The organism is Proteus vulgaris, from assembly GCF_033708015.1.
GTDB lineage: Bacteria > Pseudomonadota > Gammaproteobacteria > Enterobacterales > Enterobacteriaceae > Proteus.
In genome coordinates, this window is record NZ_CP137920.1 from 1,779,836 (window position 1) to 1,798,704 (window position 18,869).

Annotated in this window: 20 protein-coding genes and 2 tRNA genes; 9 read left to right on the top strand and 13 right to left on the bottom strand. The window is 36.5% G+C overall.

Translation table 11 applies throughout. The features are described from left to right. Positions 1-155: 155 nt before the first annotated feature. From pykF to SB028_RS08525, 4 genes are all read right to left on the bottom strand, one after another. Complete coding sequence (gene pykF / locus SB028_RS08510) at positions 156-1,568, bottom strand: pyruvate kinase PykF (protein ID WP_069369311.1); 1,413 nt, start codon at positions 1,566-1,568, stop codon at positions 156-158. A gap of 466 nt (positions 1,569-2,034) precedes the next feature. Continuing rightward, positions 2,035-2,111 (bottom strand) — tRNA-Val (locus SB028_RS08515). A gap of 29 nt (positions 2,112-2,140) precedes the next feature. Then, positions 2,141-2,217: transfer RNA gene (locus SB028_RS08520), tRNA-Val, on the bottom strand. Between the two features lie 148 nt (positions 2,218-2,365). Beyond that, a complete protein-coding gene (locus tag SB028_RS08525) occupies positions 2,366-3,739 on the bottom strand; it encodes an MATE family efflux transporter (RefSeq protein WP_069369310.1) in 1,374 nt (457 codons plus the stop codon). 307 nt (positions 3,740-4,046) lie between these two features. Between SB028_RS08525 and SB028_RS08530 the strand changes: the two genes are divergently transcribed. Next, the gene (locus tag SB028_RS08530; RefSeq protein ID WP_069369309.1) at positions 4,047-4,703 is read left to right on the top strand and encodes a riboflavin synthase; all 657 of its coding nucleotides are present in this window, start codon (positions 4,047-4,049) and stop codon (positions 4,701-4,703) included. Positions 4,704-4,799: 96 nt separating this feature from the next. Here SB028_RS08530 and cfa read toward each other — a convergent pair whose 3' ends face one another. Beyond that, positions 4,800-5,954 (bottom strand): cyclopropane fatty acyl phospholipid synthase, encoded by a 1,155-nt coding sequence (gene cfa / locus SB028_RS08535; protein WP_069369308.1) that lies wholly within the window; start codon positions 5,952-5,954, stop codon positions 4,800-4,802. Positions 5,955-6,260: 306 nt separating this feature from the next. Then, positions 6,261-7,478, bottom strand: a complete 1,218-nt coding sequence (gene punC, locus SB028_RS08540) for a purine nucleoside transporter PunC (protein WP_069369307.1) — start codon at positions 7,476-7,478, stop codon at positions 6,261-6,263. A gap of 118 nt (positions 7,479-7,596) precedes the next feature. On the opposite strand from punC, the gene punR reads away from it, so the two are divergent. After that, a complete protein-coding gene (gene punR, locus SB028_RS08545) occupies positions 7,597-8,499 on the top strand; it encodes a DNA-binding transcriptional activator PunR (protein ID WP_069369306.1) in 903 nt (300 codons plus the stop codon). 26 nt (positions 8,500-8,525) lie between these two features. Here the strand turns inward: punR and purR are convergent, their stop codons facing one another. Continuing rightward, positions 8,526-9,551 (bottom strand): HTH-type transcriptional repressor PurR, encoded by a 1,026-nt coding sequence (gene purR, locus SB028_RS08550; RefSeq protein WP_023582340.1) that lies wholly within the window; start codon positions 9,549-9,551, stop codon positions 8,526-8,528. Positions 9,552-9,818: 267 nt separating this feature from the next. Here purR and SB028_RS20750 point away from each other — a divergent pair, with 267 nt between their 5' ends. After that, on the top strand, positions 9,819-9,902 hold the full coding sequence (locus tag SB028_RS20750; RefSeq protein ID WP_103004765.1) for a YnhF family membrane protein: 84 nt from the start codon (positions 9,819-9,821) through the stop codon (positions 9,900-9,902). A gap of 137 nt (positions 9,903-10,039) precedes the next feature. Here the strand turns inward: SB028_RS20750 and sodB are convergent, their stop codons facing one another. Then, on the bottom strand, positions 10,040-10,618 hold the full coding sequence (gene sodB / locus SB028_RS08555; RefSeq protein WP_069369305.1) for a superoxide dismutase [Fe]: 579 nt from the start codon (positions 10,616-10,618) through the stop codon (positions 10,040-10,042). 380 nt (positions 10,619-10,998) lie between these two features. On the opposite strand from sodB, the gene SB028_RS08560 reads away from it, so the two are divergent. The 3 genes from SB028_RS08560 to SB028_RS08570 all read left to right on the top strand — a co-directional run bounded on the left by SB028_RS08560 (position 10,999) and on the right by SB028_RS08570 (position 12,496). Then, a complete protein-coding gene (locus SB028_RS08560) occupies positions 10,999-11,523 on the top strand; it encodes a hypothetical protein (RefSeq protein WP_069369304.1) in 525 nt (174 codons plus the stop codon). A 29-nt stretch (positions 11,524-11,552) separates the two neighbouring features. After that, entirely contained in the window at positions 11,553-11,912 is a 360-nt protein-coding gene (locus SB028_RS08565; protein WP_069369303.1) for a hypothetical protein, read from the top strand. Between the two features lie 176 nt (positions 11,913-12,088). Beyond that, positions 12,089-12,496 carry a hypothetical protein gene (locus SB028_RS08570; RefSeq protein WP_077885143.1) on the top strand — a complete coding sequence of 136 codons (408 nt, stop codon included), beginning with the start codon at positions 12,089-12,091 and terminating at the stop codon, positions 12,494-12,496. 186 nt (positions 12,497-12,682) lie between these two features. On the opposite strand, the gene SB028_RS08575 is transcribed toward SB028_RS08570, so the two are convergent. Then, positions 12,683-13,498: a sulfite exporter TauE/SafE family protein gene (locus tag SB028_RS08575; protein ID WP_069369301.1), complete on the bottom strand. Its 816-nt coding sequence runs from the start codon at positions 13,496-13,498 to the stop codon at positions 12,683-12,685. 205 nt (positions 13,499-13,703) lie between these two features. Further along, a complete protein-coding gene (gene dkgB / locus SB028_RS08580; RefSeq protein WP_069369300.1) occupies positions 13,704-14,507 on the bottom strand; it encodes a 2,5-didehydrogluconate reductase DkgB in 804 nt (267 codons plus the stop codon). 527 nt (positions 14,508-15,034) lie between these two features. On the opposite strand from dkgB, the gene SB028_RS08585 reads away from it, so the two are divergent. After that, positions 15,035-15,376, top strand: a complete 342-nt coding sequence (locus tag SB028_RS08585) for a Grx4 family monothiol glutaredoxin (protein WP_006537039.1) — start codon at positions 15,035-15,037, stop codon at positions 15,374-15,376. Positions 15,377-15,494: 118 nt separating this feature from the next. Here SB028_RS08585 and rnt read toward each other — a convergent pair whose 3' ends face one another. Next, the gene (rnt, locus tag SB028_RS08590) at positions 15,495-16,133 is read right to left on the bottom strand and encodes a ribonuclease T (RefSeq protein WP_069369299.1); all 639 of its coding nucleotides are present in this window, start codon (positions 16,131-16,133) and stop codon (positions 15,495-15,497) included. A gap of 98 nt (positions 16,134-16,231) precedes the next feature. After that, positions 16,232-16,639, bottom strand: a complete 408-nt coding sequence (gene gloA, locus SB028_RS08595) for a lactoylglutathione lyase (RefSeq protein WP_036937247.1) — start codon at positions 16,637-16,639, stop codon at positions 16,232-16,234. Between the two features lie 184 nt (positions 16,640-16,823). On the opposite strand from gloA, the gene SB028_RS08600 reads away from it, so the two are divergent. Both SB028_RS08600 and slyA read left to right on the top strand, forming a co-directional pair. Continuing rightward, positions 16,824-17,063, top strand: a complete 240-nt coding sequence (locus tag SB028_RS08600) for a DUF1289 domain-containing protein (RefSeq protein ID WP_069369298.1) — start codon at positions 16,824-16,826, stop codon at positions 17,061-17,063. 452 nt (positions 17,064-17,515) lie between these two features. Then, on the top strand, positions 17,516-17,944 hold the full coding sequence (gene slyA, locus SB028_RS08605; RefSeq protein WP_069369297.1) for a transcriptional regulator SlyA: 429 nt from the start codon (positions 17,516-17,518) through the stop codon (positions 17,942-17,944). A gap of 310 nt (positions 17,945-18,254) precedes the next feature. Here slyA and SB028_RS08610 read toward each other — a convergent pair whose 3' ends face one another. After that, positions 18,255-18,722, bottom strand: a complete 468-nt coding sequence (locus SB028_RS08610; protein ID WP_069369296.1) for a glycine zipper 2TM domain-containing protein — start codon at positions 18,720-18,722, stop codon at positions 18,255-18,257. Between the last annotated feature and the right edge of the window lie 147 nt (positions 18,723-18,869).

Here is an 18,869-nt window from a genome sequence, read left to right on the forward strand (position 1 = left end):
TTGTACTTACATTAATAAAATAGTTTATTAAAAGCATAGAAGAAATAAAGGCGGTAAGAGAGAAAAAATCAGTAGACTAGAGAAAAAATAGAGGAAGAGAAGAAAAAAACGCCACGATAACCGTGGCGTTTAAGCGACTATCACATACGGTTAAATTACAGGACGTGAACAGATGAAGTATTTGTTGTACCACTATCAACGAGTGCGCCAGTCACCATAACAACACGCTCACCAGCATGAGCTAAACCACTTGCTAATGCGGCTTCTTTACCAATACGGTAGAAGTCGTCAGTAGACGCGATTTCGTTAACTAATTGTGTTGTTACACCTTTAACTAGCAGTAACTGACGAGCAGTTTCTTCGTTGTTTGTTAATGCTAAGATTGGTGCAGTTGGGAAATATTTACGGATAGAACGCGCTGATTTACCGCCGAAAGTTGCAACAACGATCAAAGGTGCATCTAAGTTTTCAGCCATTTCTACCGCACCGCGACAAACAGCTTCTGTTACGCGTAATTTCGCAGCGGTTTGTTTGTAATCAAGACGAGATTGCATGATACGGTCTGTACGGTCACAGATAGTTGCCATGATAGTCACAGCTTCTACTGGGTATTTACCTTTCGCACTTTCGCCTGACAACATAACAGCATCAGTACCATCTAAGATAGCATTCGCAACGTCACCTGCTTCAGCACGAGTAGGGCGTGGGTTTTTGATCATTGAATCTAACATTTGCGTTGCAGTGATAACAACTTTACGTGCAGCGTTACATTTTTCGATCATCATTTTTTGTGCAAAGATAACTTCTTCAACGGGGATCTCAACACCTAAGTCACCACGAGCAACCATGATACCGTCAGAAGCTTCTAAGATCTCATCAAAATTGTTTAAACCTTCTTGGTTTTCAATTTTTGAGATAATCATAATGTTTTCGCCGCCGTGTGCATTTAAATGAGCGCGCATTTCTTCCACGTCAGAACGCTTACGAATAAATGATGCAGCAACGAAATCAACGCCTTGCTCGCAACCAAAGATAAGATCTTGTTTATCTTTTTCAGCTAATGCAGGTAAACCGATAGAAACGCCAGGTAAGTTAACACCTTTGTTTTCACCTAAGTCACCGTTGTTTAAAACTTCACAAACAACTTCTGTATCCGTTACCGCAGTTACTTTCATACCGATAAGGCCGTCATCAACTAAAACGGTGTTACCAACAGTTAAGTCTTTAGCGAAGCCTTCATAAGTGACAGCAACACGGTCTTTGTTACCAACAACAGTTTTGTCTGTGGTGAAAGTGAACGTTTGACCCGCAACTAAAGTAACATCATTACCACCTTCTAATTTGATGGTGCGGATTTCTGGACCTTTAGTATCTAATAAGATAGCGGCTTTTTTGCCTGTTTTAGCGCAAACGTTACGTAGATTTTTGATACGGTTGCCATGCTCTTCATAGTCACCGTGAGAGAAATTTAGACGCATAACGTTCATGCCTGCGTCCAGTAATTGATTCAGTTTTTCTTCAGATTCGGTTTTTGGCCCGATGGTGCAAACAATTTTTGTCTTTTTCATGGCAGTCTATTTAATGGTTGTATTGTAATGGATGAATATGGATTCATGTCGCTGTTTTCTATTAACAGTATCAACGGTATAAAACTGGATGTACAAACTCATCTCTAATGGATAAGTTGCGCAACATGTTAATGTTTCAGCAACATCATAAAAATCTTGTCACTATTTTGTATCGAAGGTTGGTAGACATCTTACATTATAGTCTATCACGATTCATTTGTTCTGTTTTCTAAAGATGCCCGTAAATCAATACGCTGAAACCTTTCAACAAAATTATGTTTTGTATTATAGAGGTTAATTTCTATGAAGAAAATCGAAAAAAGGTAAATTTAAGTGATGTGATCAAAATACAGCGCTGACTGCTTGTTTTTTAAACACTTTGTTGCGCAATAAAATATTGCAAGCCAGATTAATTATTTTGTAGGGAAGGTAAGATGATAAAAATAAGAAAATAGAGAAAGAGAAATGGTGCGTCCAAGTGGACTCGAACCACCGACCCCCACCATGTCAAGGTGGTGCTCTAACCAACTGAGCTATGGACGCACTGTATTGAGAGGTTGCCGAGAAATAAATGGTGCGTCCAAGTGGACTCGAACCACCGACCCCCACCATGTCAAGGTGGTGCTCTAACCAACTGAGCTATGGACGCATTATCTATTAGGTGACAACGGGGACGAATATTAACGAGATGATTCGATTCTGGCAAGAGGAAAAACACAAATTTATATTCAACTGCTCGTATTTAAAGCTATTTGTTGATATTTGTGTCATTCCCTTGCCTAAATAACCGTTTTTCTTTAACGCTCTGAACGTAATAACACCACTTCATCAGATTGGCGCTGTATCCACCAAATACGGGATCCCATCATAATTGCTGAGGCAGTTAAACCTAGAATAAATCCAATCCAGAAACCAGCCGGCCCCATGGCTTCAACAAAATAATTAGTACGTCCTAAAATATAACCAGAAGGTAATCCAATCACCCAGTAGGCAATAAAGGTAATAAAGAAGATAGAGCGAGTGTCTTTATAACCTCGTAATACACCTGAGCCAATAACTTGCACAGAATCTGACAACTGATAAAGCGCAGCGAATAGCATAAGATGAGAAGCTAATGTCACCACTTCAATATTGTCGTTATACATTAACGCGATTTTCTCTCTAAAAATAATAGAGAAAATTGCGGTACAACTTGCCAACATTAGCCCAACAGCCAGCGCTGTGATGGCTGAAGTACGGGCTTGTTCTGTGGAGCGTTGTCCTAAGTTATAACCAACACGGATTGTTGCCGCTATTCCCAATGAAAGAGGGAACATAAACATCAGGGAGCTAAAGTTAAGTGCTATCTGATGGCTTGCAACCGCAGTAACGCCCAAAGGTGAAACTAATAATGCAACAACGGCAAACAGTGTGACTTCAAAGAATAAGGCTAGGCCAACGGGTAACCCTAGAAATGTAATACGTTTTATCGTGTGAAAATCAGGGCTTACTAAACGTTTTTTGGGCATAACGTCACGTTGAGTTGGTGCTCGGCGCACGTAATAACGCATCATTAAGAACATAGCCCAGAAAACAGAAGCCGTTGCAACGCCACAACCAATACCACCTAATTGTGGGGCGCCAAATTTACCGTAAATAAAGGCATAGTTAACAGGGATATTGATTAATAAGCCAATAAAACCAATTATCATGCCAGGTTTTGTCTTAGATAATCCCTCACATTGGCTTCTCAGTACCTGATAATAAAGGCAACCTGGTGCACCCCACATAATAGCATGAATGAATCCAATGGCCTTTTCGGCTAATTCTGGTTCAATATCATGCTGTGCTTCAATAATAAAACGGCTGTTATAAAGAACAGCAATGACCATGATGGATAAGAAAGTGGCAAGCCAAAAACCTTGCTGTGTACGATTAGCAATGTGTTTTCGTTGTCCTGAACCATTTAATTGTGCAACGATTGGCGTTAACGCCATTAATATGCCTTGGCCTAATAAAATCGTTGGCAACCAAATAGACGTACCTACTGCTACTGCCGACATTTCTGTGGCATTTACAGCACCCGCCATGACAGTATCAACTACACCCATTGCTGTCTGGGAAAATTGCGCGATGATAACGGGGATACCGAGAGCAAGTAAGCTACGCGCTTCTCTTATGTACTTCTGCACGCATACACCTTTATTTATAATAAGAAAAGGAAAGGAAGAGAATAAACATCGTATTGTTAAAATGACGTAAAGAGATCCTCAAGTCAGCTTATTCTAATGATAAAAGTTTAATTAGCAATGAAAGAAGTTTAGCTTTTTAAGCACAGGATTTTGATAATTTATTCAGTGTTTTTACGTTATATTTAACGGCAATAATCGACAAAGAATAAATAAGATATTTGTTCCTTTGTATTAATACGAGCTATGTTATCCTTAATAGCATAAACCTAATTGAGTTTACCAGTTTATCGATCCAAGGAGATGTAAGATGTTTACAGGTATTGTTCAGGGAAAAGGGCGGGTTATTGCTATCGAAGATAAAGGCGATTTTCGTACCCATATCATTGAATTACCCAAAGAGTTAGTCAGCAATTTAGAGACAGGTGCTTCTGTTGCAAATAATGGTTGCTGTTTAACGGTCACTAAAATTGAAGGTACACAGATTAGCTTTGATTTAGTGAAAGAGACATTACGTTTAACTAACCTTGGTGAATTAAAGGTCGGCTCCGAAGTAAATATTGAGAGAGCGGCTAAGTATGGTGATGAAATTGGTGGCCATGTGATGTCTGGTCATATTGTAACAACGGCTGAAGTTGCCAAAATCATTACGTCAGAAAATAATTTACAAATTTGGTTTCGTATTTTTGATAAAGCATTAATGAAGTACATTTTACATAAAGGTTTTATTGGTATTGATGGGATCAGCCTCACTGTGGGCGATGTCGTAAATAACCGTTTTTGTGTTCATTTAATACCAGAAACGCGCGATAGAACAACATTGGGTTGTAAACGCCTTGGTGATAAAGTCAATATTGAGCTTGACCCTCAAACTCAAGCGATTGTCGATACTGTAGAGCGTGTTATGGCACAACAAGCGCAGCAACAAGCTTTATTAGCAGCACAACAACTTAGCAATGAAGAATAAATTTCACATAATTAATGTTGTTGTTCTGAACAGATAGCCAAAGAAAAAGCCAGTTTGTCAATCAAACTGGCTTTTCTCTTTTTATCAAAAGAATAATTAACGCGGGATCTGTAGACCGCCGATCTGGCCTTTAGGACTGAGTACTATTTGCCATAACTGGATATCTCTAGCGCGAAATGCACCCGCACAGGCATTAAGGTAATAGCTAAACATACGTTTAAAGCGCGGAGTGTAGTTAGATTCAATATCTGGCCAACAAGCTAAAAAACGCTGATACCACGCCATTAATGTTTTATCGTAATCAGCACCAAAGTTATGCCAATCTTCCATCACAAATTTATTGTCCATTGCATGAGCAATTTTTTGAATAGATGGTAAACATCCATTAGGAAAAATATACTTGCTTATCCAGCTATCTACATTCACTTTATCGCGATTAGAACCTATGGTGTGCAATAAAAACAGACCATCTTCTTTTAAATTATGGCGAACGACATCAAAATAAGTGGCGTAATTCTTAGGGCCAACATGCTCAAACATACCGACAGAAACGATACGATCAAATTGTTCATGCAAATCACGATAGTCTTCTAAAATAATATTAACATCAAGTCCTTGGCATCGTGCTTGTGCTAATTTCTGCTGTTCAACAGAAATAGTGACCCCAGTGACAGAAACTCCAAAATGTTTTGCGGCATAAGCGGCAAGTCCACCCCAGCCACAGCCAATATCTAATAAGGTCATACCTGGTTTTAAATCTAATTTTCGGCAAATTAAATCTAATTTATGCTCTTGGGCTTGGTCTAAATTATCTGCATTTTTCCAGTAACCACAGGAATATTGCATATTAGGATCAAGCATGGCAGTAAATAGGTCATTACCAAGATCGTAATGCTCTTTACCTACCATCCATGCGCGTTTTTGTGTTTGTAGATTAAAAAGGCGGGCTGTTGCAATCTTAAAAATATCATGTAGGTTTTGTGGGAGCTTATCTTCAAGACCAGCACGTAAAACTTTATGAAAGAATATATCCAGTCGCTCACAATCCCACCAACCATCCATATAACTTTCGCCGAGACCTAATGAGCCTTGCTGTAATACTCTTTTATAAAAATTCTGATTGTGAACCTGAATATCATAAGGTTCTGAGCCATTAACTCGAATATCAGCGTGAGCTAACAGTTCTATTGCGATCTTTTTAAAAGGATCGTTGGAGGTCTTTCGGCCTTCTTCTACACAAGATGTACTCATATACTCTCCGCGTAAACTAAGCGGGTTTTGAAACATAAAGCTAAAAAAGGATGTGTGCAGATTGACAGTATTAAAATGGTATTGTGTTCAAAATGCATTGAACGAATAGAATTAATAAAATAACTAATCTGCCATAATCAGCAAATAATCTGTTTAATGTTTCAAAATCCGAAAGAAAAATAAATAAAACGCTATTACAGCGTATAAGCAAGTATAGAGATGTAAATTGTTTTTCTCTAGAAAAGAAAAAGGCCATTTTTTATAAAATGGCCTTTTTAAGATAAATCCTAAAAGGGAGGGTGGTGATTATTCTACTGTTTGAACCGTGTGTTTGATAACAGATTTATTTCGCTGAATAAAGTAGCCAACAGCCATTGGGATTGCGGTTAACGCCATAATTGCAGTGGTGTTAATCAGAGGTTGTTGGCTGATAAATGCAGACACAATAAAACTGGCTAAGCTGCAAAGACCCAATTGAAGTGCATTTTGTAACGCAGCGGCTTTACCACTGATTTCAGGATAAGCGGATAAAGCATTAGATACCGCGATTGGATAAGATGCACCATTCATTGCGGCCATAATACAGAACGGAATTAAAATAGTCGTTAATGTTGGTTCCGTAAATTTAGCAACAAGGTATAAGGCGGTCATACTGACAGCATAACCAATTAATAACAGTGGTAGTAACGTTTTACCAGTCATTTTTGACAGTAAAATACGGCAACCATAACCACCCACCATAAATGCAATAGTTTGTGGAATATAACTTAAACCGATATCCTGTGGCGAATAACCCATTTTTTCAAGAATGATGGGTGAGCCGGCTAACCAAGCAAAGAAACCTGCACTACAAGAAGCGTAAACTAATACGTTACCTGTATAGAGAGGCGATTTTAGTAAAGTGATAAATGAAGCAGAAGATTGGTTCGCATCTGTGACTGATTTTTGTTTAATGTTTTTTAGCATTAATGTCGGTAGCATTAATACTAACGTTACTGCCATTAACAGCATGAAAATCATACGCCAGCCACCGTGCTCTAATAGCGATGCACCGATTAAAGGTGCAAGTGCAGGTGATAATGCAACCAGTGGCATAATTAAAGCAAAGACATGCTGAGCGCGAGATTCATCAAAACGGTCGATAACAAGAGCTTGCCAAATAACGGCAGCAGAGCAGACGCCGAAAGCTTGTAGGAAGCGCATAGCCAGTAAGCCAGTTGCACTTTCAACCCACAGCATACCAAGGCAGCCTAAAGAGAAAAGGCTTAAACCGATAAGAAGAATAGGTTTACGACCGACTTTGTCAGAAAGTGGTCCCCAAAGTAATTGAGCAACAGCAAAGCCAAATAAAAAGATACTTAAGCTATTACTAATAGCCCCTTCGCTAATAGCGAGTTCACGCTGCATCATACCAAATGCAGGTAAATACATATCAATAGCTAAGTAACCTAGCATACTTAAACCCGCTAGGTACACCATAAAGCTCATAGGTGTTTTTGATTGTGTGGATGTTTTAGAATTCATTTTATTTTCTATGCTATGTGATGTAGAACATTTTATATATTGTAACGAAGACTTATTTTACTTGTGAAACGGGAATATTTGGTTAATGCTGTGAAAAATTTTCAAAGGAATAAACTCTATGTGGTCAGAATACTCTTTAGAAGTTGTTGATGCAGTCGCAAGAACAGGAAGTTTTAGTTCTGCTGCTCAAGAATTGCACAGAGTGCCATCCGCCGTTAGTTACACTGTTCGGCAATTAGAGGAATGGCTTGCCGTTCCCTTGTTTGAACGCCGTCACCGTGATGTAGAATTAACCGAAGCAGGTAAAATTTTTATCAAAGAAGCACGATCTGTTATCAAAAAAATGAATGACACTCGGCATCTTTGTCAACAAGTTTCTAATGGGTGGCGCGGTCAGTTTAGTATAGCCGTTGATGGCATTGTAAAACCAGAAAGAACACAACAACTTATTCTCGATTTCTATCGTCATTTTCCTGATATTGAACTGTATGTCTATCCTGAAGTGTTTAATGGCGTATGGGACTCCTTGGTCAATGGGCGTGTTGATTTAGCTATTGGTGCAACAAGAGCCTCACCAATTGGTGAACGTTATAGCTTTAGAGATATGGGTTTTATGCCGTGGCGCTGCGTTTGTCATGTTGATCACCCTTTAGCAAAAGCACAACATCCATTAACGGATGATGAAATGCGGCCTTATCCAAGTTTATGTTTAGAAGATACCTCACGCAGTTTGCCAAAGCGTGACACATGGGCGCTAAATAACCAACGCAGGATGGTCGTACCAACATGGGATATGGGGCTTGAATGTTTGTTAGCGGGATTATGTGTAGGAATGGTGCCTTGGCACCGTGCTGAATCTTTAATTAAACAAGGCAAGCTGGTTACTTTACAACTAGCACAACCATTGCCAGACAGCCCATGCTGCCTGACGTGGGTCGATAAAAGTGAATCTCCCGCTTTAACATGGTTGTTAGATTATCTTGGAGATAGCCAAACCTTAAATGAGGAGTGGCTTCGTTAGAAATCAGGTCGTTGAATAAATATGAATTAACGACGGTAGTCGATAAAAGGACCATCAGCGACTGAACGACGCTCAACTAATCGTGGATGAACTTCGATTGTTTGGGCGTCTTCGCGTTTATTGACGATGCGATCAAGCAACATTGATAATGCCATTTGACCTAAACGTTCTTTTGGCTGGTGGACGGTCGTTAGGGCCGGTGTAAAATAACGAGCATTACGAATATTGTCATAACCCACAATAGAAATATCGAAAGGAACACGTAGGCCAAGTTCATCTGCTGCACAAATCGCACCCATTGCCATCACATCACCACCACAAAAAACAGCAGTAGGGCGATGTTTTTGATTTAGCATTTGGTACATGGCTTTATAACCAGATTCCGGCTCAAAGTCGCCTTGTACAATCCATTCATCTTTTACTGTGATTTTTGCTTCTTCCATGGCTTTTAAAAAACCTTGTAATCGGCCACCACCAGTATTACGTTCTAATGGACCAGGAATAATACCAATGTCACGATGACCTCGCTCAATAAGATAACGACCCGCAATATAGCCACCGTGGAAAGCGTTATCGATGATGGTATCTGTAAAGTCGCCACGCGCTTTACCCCAATCCATGACAACCATTGGAATATTACGATAGCCTTCTAAAAGAGTCAGAAGGTGATCGGGATATTCAGAACACATGACTAATAATCCATCAACACGTTTTTGTGCCAGCATTGCTAAATAGGCTTTTTGTTTATCAAGGTTATTATGTGAATTACATAAAATCAGTGTGTAACCTTTGCTATAACAACTATTTTCAACAGCTTCAATCACTTCAGCAAAGTAAGGGGCTTCACTGGACGTGGCTAACAGGCCAATAGATTTGGTGTGATTGACTTTTAAACTACGCGCAACGGCACTAGGTGAATAATTTAATTCTTTTATAGCGGCCCAAACTGCTGCCCGTGTGTTCTCAGCAACAAAACGTGTTTTGTTGATCACATGAGAAACAGTCGTGGTTGATACGCCTGCGCGTTTTGCCACGTCTTTTATTGTTGCCATGGTGTGGAAAACTCCTGACCTTCATTGGTCTCTTTTATCTAATTTTGTGGTTTGACTGCCAGTATAGTCATACATAGGGCAAACACTGGCAATAATTTAGCGATTAGCTGTGAATTTTGTATGATCTAGCTCAAAAGTGAAAGTATTAATCAATGTTATAAATTGTGCACTGGTCGCTATTTTAACAAATATTGATATGTGATAATAATTAACCATGACAAGGTTATGGTTAAAATGTGTATTATAATCATTTTGAGGGAGAAATAGATGGATACGGATCTGAAATTTGGTTTGAGTACAGCAGTTGCAGCGCTTGTTATGATCGTTTTATTTTCGACTATGTTATTCTAATCACTGCTTTATAGATTATCCGATCAATTTAAATAATAAATTATCGAATATCTGAATATAACAAAGGGCTCGAGGCCCTTTGTTATTTTATCACCAAAAATGAATCTGAATCACTCACCTTTGATTATCAAGCTCAATTAAGCAAGGTTAGCTTCAACAAATGACCAGTTAACCAATGCCCAGAACTCTTCTAAATATTTAACGCGCGCGTTACGGTAGTCGATGTAGTAAGCATGTTCCCATACATCAACAGTTAACAATGGTTTGTCTTCGCCTGAAACAGGAGTTGCAGCGTTAGACGTGTTAACAATTGCAATCGAACCATCTGCTTTTTTAACTAACCATGTCCAACCTGAACCGAAGTTTTTAGCTGCCGCATCATTAAATTGTTTTTTGAACTCTTCAAAAGAGCCAAATGCTTTGTTGATAGCATCAGCGATTTTTCCTGTTGGTGCGCCGCCTGCATTTGGTGCTAAGCAGTTCCAGTAGAAAGTGTGGTTCCATACTTGAGCTGCATTATTAAAGATGCCACCATCAGTAGATTTGATGATTTCTTCTAAAGATTTGCTTTCTAAATCAGTACCTTTAACCAGATTATTTAAATTGGTTACATAGGTTTGGTGGTGTTTGCCGTAGTGATATTCTAAAGTTTCTTTAGAGATGTGTGGCTCAAGAGCATCTAACGCATAAGGTAATTTTGGTAATTCGAAAGACATTGCGTACTCCTTTAAACTATCTATTTCGGGTTTTGTGCCTGAAATCATTCCATCAAAATCATTTGAATTGATAAAATGAGGCAAATGAATCACTAAGTTGTTACTATTTTGCTAATTATTTTAACAAAAATCTGCTGAAATAACAGCTAAATATCTTTTATCTATAGTTATAAGCCATATAGATTAATTATACTCATAAGAGTATATCCCTCTTGCTTGCACGTAAAGTAGCAAAAGTACATTTGTAATGAGAGAAGTAAAAAGTACAAACTTCATTCTGTTAATGTGGTTTTGTGGGATAAGTTAACATTGTTTGTCAAGATAAGTCGTTATAATAAATACCCACTAATGTGAAGTTACACTCAAAGGAATGTATCAATATGAAAAAAATATTTATTGCTATGGGTATGATAGTTTTTTTATCTAGTTGTGAGCTTAATAGTAATGATCCATTGAAAATGGACTTTGGCAGAAATATTGATGATATTCCTTTTATAAAAAATGGGAAGTGTGAAACGGAAGAAAATATTATAACGTGCTTTTTTAATAATGAACCTCCTTTTGAAAAAGATTCAGATAGAAATGTATTAAAATTTTATGATGGTAAATTAATTGGTATTGGGCAATCTTATCTGGGAGGGGATGATATTGATTCGGTTTGTAAGCTTTTAGCTCAGAAAATGAAAAATATTTATCCCTTAGTTAAGGATAAAAAAGCTTTATTAGCTAAGGTGAATAGTTGCAAAGAGTTAGAGGTCATTGAATTAGAATCATCAAGTGAGGATGAAATATTTGTTTTTTCTGACTTAGAAGGTATTGAAGCTAAAGAAGGAAATATTGAAATAATGTATTCACATAAACCCTATCATTTGTATATTTATCGCAGTAGCAGCACATTATTTTGAATCTATAAAAATAGAATGTGGAGTGTGAAATGAGTTATAACATCGCATTGTTTGATTTTCCTGTTTCTGCTGATTTTGAAAAAGCATGTGAATATTTTGAAATATATGAAGATGAGGGCATAGAAGAATTAAGTCCTTTGATGTTACGTTTTTATCAAGAAATTTCTCATATATATCCGTGCCTTTGTGAATTATCTGATGATGAAATAGATGACAGCGTGTGGTGTGATGGACCTTTAATGAATAATTTTATGACTAAAGTTCCAGTTATTGGCTTTGTTTATTCTAAAGTGGATGAAGCACTACCGGTGGTTATTAGACTGGCAAATAATTTGGGAATCTCAGTTCTGGATTGGCAGCAAGGAATAGTATTTAATGCTGAAAAATAAAAATGATATTTGAGATGATATAAGGGTTGATTTTAATTCTCTGATAATAGTTTACGGTTTTTCAATGGAGTGATACAAGCATGCATGGAAGTATTATTTTTAAGTGTTTTTCTATAAAAAATTTAGCTCAGAGTCTATTTTTGCTTATTTTTTGTTGCGTGCTAAATGGTTGTAGTATGTTTTATGGCATTGCATGCAGTACCCGTATTTTATTTACACCATCAGAATCACAAGAAAAAATCTATATGCCAGAAGCTGTTGTTAATCAAAATTATGATCAACAGATTGAATTGGGTGTGTTTTCTGGTTTAGCTCCATATTATATTGTAGAAAGTTCTGAATGGGTTACTGTGACATTAATGATCAAAAATAAAAATGGGGAGTGGCTTTCTCTTATTACAGATAAAGATTGGCAAAAGTATGTCATGCATCAGGAAGTGCGTCCTATCATTTTTGCTCGCTTACAAGGGACAGCACCTAAAACTGGTAATGTACGGATAAAAATAAAAGCCAGAGTAGGGCGTACTATGTGTGGTACAACGGATCCTGTTTTTACTTTACAAGTCAAAGTGAGAAAAGAATAAAGCTATCCGTAATACTTAAATATATTTGTTTTAATTAGGTGAAGATTACCTAATAAGATCCGTCCATTTTATTTTATCTATAAATACGCTAACTGACTAAAATCTAACATGATTAGAAATATTAGATTTTAGTATTGCTTGTTTTTATAGAATAATTTAAAAGAATATGATTTTCAGATCAGATGTTTATCTTGTAATAAGCGTATACATCATTTTCACGACGACTAAGAATAAGAATAATGCAAATATTTGACGAACTCTAGGAATTGGTAAGCGATAAGCAACTTTAACACCAATAGGTGCGAAGAGTATGCTGGTAATACTTATCCCAATAAAAGCAGGTAAATAGATAAAGCCCAAATAATAGTGACTAATGTCTGTTTGAGCCCACCCATAAATAATACCCATTATCATCCCTACTGAGGCAATAATAACGCCTATCATTGAGGATGTTGCAATGCATTTACGTGTATTAAAACCCCAATGGCTTAAAAGAGGAATGGTGATGGTGCCACCTGCAATACCAATAAAACTTGATATAAAACCAATTAACGATCCACCGCTTATCAATGCGGGCTTAGCGATAATAGGATCTTTTACATCTTCGATGTGTTCAGTTTCTTTCTTTTTTGTTAATAATCCATAGATGGTATAAATCATGAAAATGCAGAACACGATTTGTAATATTGTATTTGACATTTTTTGTACAAAAAATGTGCCAACAAGCATACCGAGCAGTGTTCCTATCGCTAATAAAGGAAATTGATCCCATAAAATAGCTTTGCGTTTGTGATGAGAATAGGCTGAAGAGGCGGTGGAAAATATAATGACAGAAAATGAAGTCGATAAGGCAATTTTCATTACCATATCAGTTGGGATTGCTTGTTGACTCACGACATACATAACAACAGGAACAATGATTGCACCGCCACCAATTCCAAGTAGGCCAGCGAAAAAACCAGTTACACAACCCACAAAAAGAAACAGTAAAATCATGTCCATAATTGATACTCATAATAGTTTATAATAAATTTATGTATCAATATTATATCGCTTTTTGAGATCTGTTTTTAGCCTAAAAAATCAGATTAATGAAACTAATACTTCATCATTGGTTTATCGCACTCACTTAACGTATTAGCGCATCTATCGTTTATTTAAAAGAAAAGTAGAAACCATAAATTAATTATGATTTCTACTTAAATTATTAATCCCAGTGTGGGGCTAAACCTTCTGGGCTTACCAGTCGTTCATTTTTATCTAATTTTCTAATAGCATCTATATCATTTGCATCAAGTTGCAGTGTTGTTGAATGTAAGTTGCTAAGTAAATTTTCGCGTTTTGTTGATGATGGGATAACAGAGTATCCTTCGTGTATCGCCCATGCCAATACTACCTGTGCTGCTGTTGCACCATGTTTTTTGGCGATGGTTTTTATTACTTCATCTTTCAATGCATTACCATAAGCTAATGTCATATAGGAAGTAATATGAATACCATGCTGTTTTGCCCACTCAGTCACTTTACGATTTTGCAAATAAGGTGACAATTCTATTTGATTTGTGGCTATATTTTCTACACCAACGGATTCTATAGCTTGCTCCATTAGTGGAATGGTGAAGTTAGAAATACCGATTTCACGAGTTAATCCACATTTTTTTGCTTCCAATAATGCTTGCATAAATTCATCAACAGAAACTTCATCATTTGGCGATGGCCAGTGGATTAACGTTAGATCGACATAATCCATTTGTAAGTCACTGAGACTTTTCTTTAGGCTAGGGATCAGTTTGTCTTTAGCGAGATTTGCTACCCAAATCTTAGTGGTAACATATAGCTCATTACGCGCAATACCACTTTCCGAGATAGCTTGGCCAACAGCTGATTCATTTTCATATATTTGTGCTGTATCTATGGCTCTATAGCCAACTTCCAATGCATTTTTAACGGATGCGATGACTACATCATCTTTTAAACGAAATGTTCCAACACCAAGTACAGGGACGCTCATGTTTACCTCTTTAATATATTTAATGAGAGAAAATTTGATGAGCACAGAGTACAGGACTGAGTTTTGGGGATATATAGCAAAAACGATAATTAACTTTTGCTCAAAACTCAATAATAGCGAAAAATCTCTTTTATCATTACTATCAATTCTAATGATTAATTTGATGCTTGTGGTTAATTAAATGGGGACAAGGTCACTATGTCGACTAAAGTTATAGCAATTTTACTTTATCCGATGCGTCAAAACCCTCGGTCTTCAGTTCATTCAGGGCAGGGAGGATGTCAAGGCTTCGTGAGAATATAGCAGGATGGATAATAGGGTAAAAAAACACACACCTAAAAACAGTAATACATGGATTTATTTATTGCGGATATTTTTCATCAAAATCAGTGTGATTTTGTTTTAACAAGTTGATTTTTATTAAAAATAAACTTTACGTAGAGCTTTCTAATATAAAGTGGTATTCTTCTTTCATGTTTTCCCTATATAAAGCATATCGAATATAAAAGGCTGTAAGGACGTAATAAATGACGACTATTGAAAAAATTGAACGCCAGATCAATGAAAACCCAATTATTTTATACATGAAAGGTTCACCAAAATTACCAAGTTGTGGTTTTTCTGCTCAGGCAGTTCAAGCTATTTCTGCTTGTGGTGAGCGTTTTGCGTATGTTGATATCTTGCAAAACCCAGATATTCGTGCAGAGTTACCAAAATATGCGCACTGGCCAACCTTCCCACAATTATGGGTAGATGGTGAATTAGTCGGTGGATGTGACATTATTTTAGAAATGTATCAACGCGGTGAATTACAGAAGTTATTAAAAGAGACTGCTGATAAATATCGTGGTGAAGAAGAAGCGCAGTAATTAATTTTTATCGTTTCATATTGAAATGCATAAAAGTAATGATATTTTCAATAAAAAGCCAGTTCATTATGAACTGGCTTTTTATGTTATTCATAAATGTATCAGAGAAATCATGATTTCAAGGTGTAGGCAATGGCCATCCACCAAGTTTTTTCCAACGGTTAACTAATTCGCAAAAAAGTAATGATGTGCGGTTAGTATCGTATAATGCACCATGCGCTAATTTGCTATCAAAGGGAATACCGGCAGTGATACAGGCTTTAGCCAAAATTGTCTGCCCTAATACCAATCCACTTAAAGCTGCGGTATCAAAGGTGGCAAAAGGGTGAAAAGGATTACGTTTTAATCCTGCACGCTCAGCAGCAGCCATTACAAAGCTGTGATCAAAATTTGCATTATGAGCCACAATAATGGCGCGATTGCAATCTGCATCCTTCATACCTTTACGCACCATTTTAAAAATAGCATGAAGGGCTTCATATTCACTCACAGCGCCACGCAAAGGATTGGTTGGATCAATACCTGTAAATTCTAAGGCGGCGGGTTCTAGATTAGCCCCTTCAAAGGGGTCAACATGAAAATGTAATGTATTATCAGGTTTTAGCCAACCTTGTTCATCCATTTTTAATGTTATGGCGGCGATTTCAAGTAAACCGTCTGTTTTCGCATTAAATCCACCTGTTTCAACATCAATGACAACAGGGTAGTAACCCCGAAAACGGTTACAAAGCTTATTGGGATTATTTATATCAGGCATTAAGTTTGTACTTATCCGATAAAAAGAGAATATCGGAAATTGATAATCAGTAAGGCCAGAAAGATAAACATGCTATCTTTCTGGTTTTAAAATAAAATTTAGTTACCTAGAGCGTGACTTGCACTTTTGTTTTCGATGAGCTCGATTTTATATCCATCAGGATCTTCAACAAAAGCAATAATTGTTGAGCCACCTTTTACTGGGCCGGCATCGCGGGTAACATTACCGCCCGCTTGGCGAATGGCTTCACAGGTTGCAGCAACATCATCAACACCTAATGCCACATGCCCAAAAGCAGTGCCCATTTCGTAGCTGTTTACACCCCAGTTATAGGTTAATTCAATAACCGCACCGGTGCTTTCATCACCATAACCAACAAAAGCTAACGAGTATTTATATTCCTCATTCTCGCTAGTGCGTAGAAGTTGCATACCTAAAACCTTGGTATAAAAGTCGATAGAACGTTGTAAATCGCCCACACGGATCATGGTATGAAGTACTCGCATATAAACCTCTTGTGTTTTTTAATGATTAAACCCTACAGATAAACTGATGGCGGGGTACTATAACGCGTTAAAGCCCTAAAGTTCAATTTTACTACGCCTTTAACAGTTCAATAAATCATGTTGTGCAGATAATATCTCTATTAACTATACTCTATTGTAACAAACAATAGGGAGGGAAAATCAAATGCAAGAACAATTAGAATTTTTTGATATTCCTAGTCCTTGCATTGGACGTTGTGAAATGAATGTACAAGGATATTGCGTTGGATGCTATCGCAGTCGTCAAGAGCGCTTTAATTGGTCAACAATGAATCAACAAGAAAAAAGAAATATATTACGACTTTGTCAGCAACGTTATTTAAGAACATTAAAAAAATCGAGTTCTTCAATTGAAAAAGAGAATGAACAACTCAATTTATTTTAAATATTCTACTTATTTTTTAATGTTAGAATAATAATTAATTATCTTTTTTATTCATTATTGTTATTTATTGTAGTTGTGTGGTTTATTATTTTTTCTTTATTAATATAACGCGATGATTTTATAGTGTTGTTGCGTTATTTTTTCTTTTAATTGATTGATATAATAATATATTTCTCCTTCTTCTGATGTTGGTTTTAAAATAATAATAATTATTATGTAAAAAAATATAGATTAGTTTTTATAACAAGGTTATTCTTTATGAACTTTCGCTGCTGGAAAGAAATGATATTATTATGTCTGGAAAATAATTACTTATCTAATAAATGGGATTATAACTATATTAGTTATTAAAGGTAATGTTTTAATTAAAAAGAATAGGTAATAATTGTATTAAAAATGAATATCTAAACTTTGTAATAAGTTGACTGAAAATGCTAATTAAGGAGAGATAAGTGGAATCAAAATTAGGAGCTGATTTAGCGCGTTTAGTTCGATTATGGCGTGCTGTAATTGATCATCGTCTCAAACCATTAAAATTAACTCAAACCCATTGGGTTACATTGTACAATATCAGCCAATTACCTCCAGAGCAGTCACAAATCCAATTGGCAAAAGCAATAGGAATCGAACAACCGTCTTTAGTGAGAACCCTAGATCAATTGGAAGAAAAAAAACTGATATGTAGGCATACATGTGCAAATGATCGAAGAGCAAAACGTATAAAGCTAACAAAAGAGTCTGAGCCTTTTATTAATGAGGTTTATACTGTTATAGAAAAAACGAGACGAGAAATATTAGAAGGTATCCAACAAGACGAAATCGAAAGGCTAATAGGTATAATCCAAAAACTAGAAAAAAACATAAATAGGTTAAATGACTAATAATTTCAAATTTAATATATATTCTATTTAAATAATATTATTAATATGATGTTAACTATACTCTAATTAATTTGTTTCTCAGCGAGATAACAAGTGAGTGGAGCACTAGAGATATATAAAATATGTGATTGGTGGGGGTAAAGGACATCAACAATACTGAAGCTTGAAATATGACGAGTATATAGCAAAAAACATTATATATTTCTAATTCTAATAACTAGATTATATATCCGCTTTCTCTTTAGGTTACTTATTATTGAGTCATAAAATAAAACAGGCAACAATAACGTTGCCTGTTTTTTGTTGCTAATTAGCGAGGAGAAACCGTTAAGTTATTTCCGTTACCAATAACTGCAACACGTTGACCTTGACTATAAACTGTATTATCTGCTTTTTGAACGATAGCAACAGTTTTACCCGTATCTAAACGAACTTCAATTTGAACACCCTTAGTGGTATTTAAAGCACCTTGTGCTTGTTGCCCTGCCATACCCCCTGCAATTGCACCAGCGGCTGTTGCAAGGTTACGACCTGTACCACCACCCACAGTATTACCTAACATACCACCGAGAACGGCACCACCGATAGCACCTAAAATATTTTCATCGCTACCCGCTTGAATATTTACTGCACGCACAGAAACCACTGTACCATAAGTAATATTTTGTGCTTGTTTCGCTTGACTTGCGGTATAAGTATCACCGGATAGTGAATTTGTATTCACACAACCAGTAAGTACAGTCATTGTAAAAAGACCAATAAGTAAATGCTTAAACATAGTTACTCCTAAAGAAAATCTGATGTAAATGGCTCAGATTATACAAATGTTATCTAGTATCAGTTATAGCTTGTTTTTTGCGTATGTCGACACTGATTTTAATAATATATAGCTTATTATATAGTAAAGGCCGATAGTAAAAACAGA